The sequence below is a fragment of the Pseudoxanthomonas wuyuanensis genome (genome assembly GCF_900215535.1).
GTDB lineage: Bacteria > Pseudomonadota > Gammaproteobacteria > Xanthomonadales > Xanthomonadaceae > Pseudoxanthomonas_A > Pseudoxanthomonas_A wuyuanensis.
Genome location: NZ_OCND01000025.1, coordinates 1 through 2,600, shown reverse-complemented (window position 1 = coordinate 2,600; position 2,600 = coordinate 1). Strand labels below are relative to the sequence as shown.

Below are 2,600 nucleotides of genomic sequence, written 5' to 3'. Positions count from 1 at the left end.
CAGGAACAGTCCGCCGGCATCGAACAGGTCAACCAGACCATCACCCAGATGGACGAAACCACCCAGCAGAACGCCGCCCTGGTCGAGGAAGCCTCGGCTTCGGCCCGCAGCCTGGAACAGGAAGCCAGCGATCTGGCCGCCGCCGTGGCCATGTTCCGGCTGGGCGATGACGACGCCGGCAGCGAAGTCCTGATCCAGGACCGGGTGGCCCGCATCGGCGGCTCACCGGCAGCGCAGCCGCTCGTCGTCTAGTAGCGAGGAACGAGTGAAGAAGAGCGAGAAACGAGGAACGAGTGAGAGCAGGAGCGCACCCTTTCCCCCAGCCTTTCACTCGTTCCTCGTTTCTCTTCACTCGTTCCTCGTTTCTCTTCACTCGTTCCTCGCCCTAAAGTTGCCCCCGCGGCGGCCGATAGTTGAAGACGAAGATCCCACACCGCTGCCCGGCAGCGACGCTACCGCCCCACTCCGGCCATCGATGCCACAGGAGCACAACAGAATGAGCGACAACAAATCCGCCGCCGCCGAGGAATTCCTCAGCTTCACCCTGGGCAACGAGCACTACGGCGTGGATATCCTGAAAGTGCAGGAGATCCGCGGTTACGACGCGGTCACCCGGCTGCCGGACGCTCCCGAATACATCAAGGGCGTCATCAACCTGCGCGGCACCATCGTGCCGGTCATCGACCTGCGGCTGAAGCTGCGGCTCAAGGAAGCGCGCTATGACGCCTTCACCGTCATGATCGTGCTGAACGTCGAAGACCGCGTGTTCGGCATCGTCGTCGACAGCGTCTCCGATGTGATTCCGCTGGAGTCGGATCAGATCCGTCCGACCCCGGAATTCGGCGCCAGCGTCGACACCCGCTTCATCTCCGGCATCGGCACCGTCGACGAACGGATGCTGATCCTGCTGGACATCGAAACGCTGATCAACAGCGCCGACCTGAGCCAGGAAGCGCTGGAACAGGCCGCCGCCTGAGCCTGGCGCCGCCGGCGCCCGTCTGGGGCCGTCCACTCCCCTCGCGACGACCGCGGGCCGCCCGGCCGCGGTCGTTTTCGCATGCGCAGGCGCAGCCCTCCATGCGGCGGCACCGCCTCAGCCATTCGTCGCACAGGTACGCGATTGGACTGAAGTTCCCGCAGAACCGGCCGCTAAAACCCAGGCAAGGATGCGCCATACCCAGGCGATGACGGCGCATCCCGGAAGCAATGCCAAGCAGTCCTGCGCCTGCACCACGAGACACACCATGAACGTACGAACGAAGTTCGCATCCGCACTGTCCAACATCCCGCTCAAGCGCAAGTTCCTGATCCAGACCTTCTTCGTGGCCGTGGGCATCATCGCGCTCGCGGTGGTGGCCGCGCGCATGCAGTACCTGGATCTGACCGGCACCCGCCAGATGGGCCTGAAAGCGCAGACCCAGATGGCATTGGGCGTGGTCGAGCACTACGCCGGGCAGGCCAAGAGCGGTGCGATGGACGAGGAAACAGCCAAACAGTTGGCGCTGCAGTCGCTGAGCGTGATGCAGGCCAACCAGGGCGTGGACTACTTCTTCGTCACCGACGAAGAACCGCGCATGCTGATGCATCCCACCCGCGCCGATCTGAAGGGCAAGTCGGTGGCCGACGTGCTGAGCCCGGACGGCAAGCGCATCTTCCCGGAATTCGTGCGTGCGGCCCGTGCCGGCGGTGGCTATGTCGACTACAGCTGGGCCAAGGCCGGCGAGGCCGACCCCATGCCCAAGACCTCGTACGCGGCCCTCTACGCGCCCTGGGGCTGGGTAATCGGCACCGGCGTCTACCTGGACGATACCCAGTCGCAGGCCATGCAGTTCACCCTCATCATGACTGCGGTCGGCGGCCTGCTGGTGCTGTTGAATCTGGCGATGGGCTGGGTGATCGGCAATTCGGTGCTGGAACCGGTATCGCGCGCGCTGGCCGCAATCAAGGGCGTTTCACGTGGCGACCTGGGTGTCCGCAGCGGCCATCACGGGCGCGACGAGGTGGGCCAGATGCTCAAGGCCACCGACGAGATGGTGCATATGCTTGAGCGCTTCTCGCACGAAACCCAGCGCATGATCGTGCTGCACGGGGCCGAGGACATCAGCCACCGCATGCCGGAAGATTTCCCCGGCGTCTACGGCCAGCTGGCATCCGGCATCAACACGATGATGTTCGAGCACCTGGATGCGATCGTGGATGCGATCGGCGTGCTCAACGAGTACGCCAACGGCAACCTGGCGCGCGACGCGCGGCGCCTGCCCGGCAGCCGTGCCGTGCTGCACGAGGCGATGGACGCGGCCAAGGCCAGCCTGCTGGCGATCAACGGCGAGATCAAGCGCCTGGCTTCGGCGGCTGCGGTGGGCGACTTCTCGCTGCGCGGCGACGAGCAGGCGTTCGAGCACGATTTCCGCACGATGGTGCAGGGCCTGAACGCGATGATGGCCACCAGCGACCGCAACCTCGCGCAATTGTCCGGCCTGCTGCAGGCCATTGCCCAGGGCGACCTGACCGCGCGCATGGACGGCGATTTCCACGGCGTGTTCGCCCGCATGCGCGATGACGCCAACGCCACCGTGGCCCAGCTCACCGACATCGTCGGC

2 protein-coding genes and 1 pseudogene are annotated in these 2,600 nt (G+C 65.4%); all 3 read left to right on the top strand.

Going from position 1 to position 2,600, the window contains the following annotated elements; all coding sequences use genetic code 11:
* Positions 1-234 (top strand): annotated as a pseudogene (locus CRO39_RS20160) (hypothetical protein); the annotation flags it as partial.
* A 262-nt stretch (positions 235-496) separates the two neighbouring features.
* Complete coding sequence (locus CRO39_RS20155) at positions 497-976, top strand: chemotaxis protein CheW (protein WP_097123772.1); 480 nt, start codon at positions 497-499, stop codon at positions 974-976.
* A 268-nt stretch (positions 977-1,244) separates the two neighbouring features.
* A partial coding sequence (locus CRO39_RS20150; RefSeq protein WP_141400886.1) for a cache domain-containing protein occupies positions 1,245-2,600 on the top strand: 1,356 nt, incomplete at its 3' end.

Bases quoted from the DNA above. Each gene is read 5' to 3' on its own strand.
- CRO39_RS20155 (WP_097123772.1), top strand. From the start codon at position 497: ATGAGCGACAACAAATCCGCCGCCGCCGAGGAATTCCTCAGCTTCACC.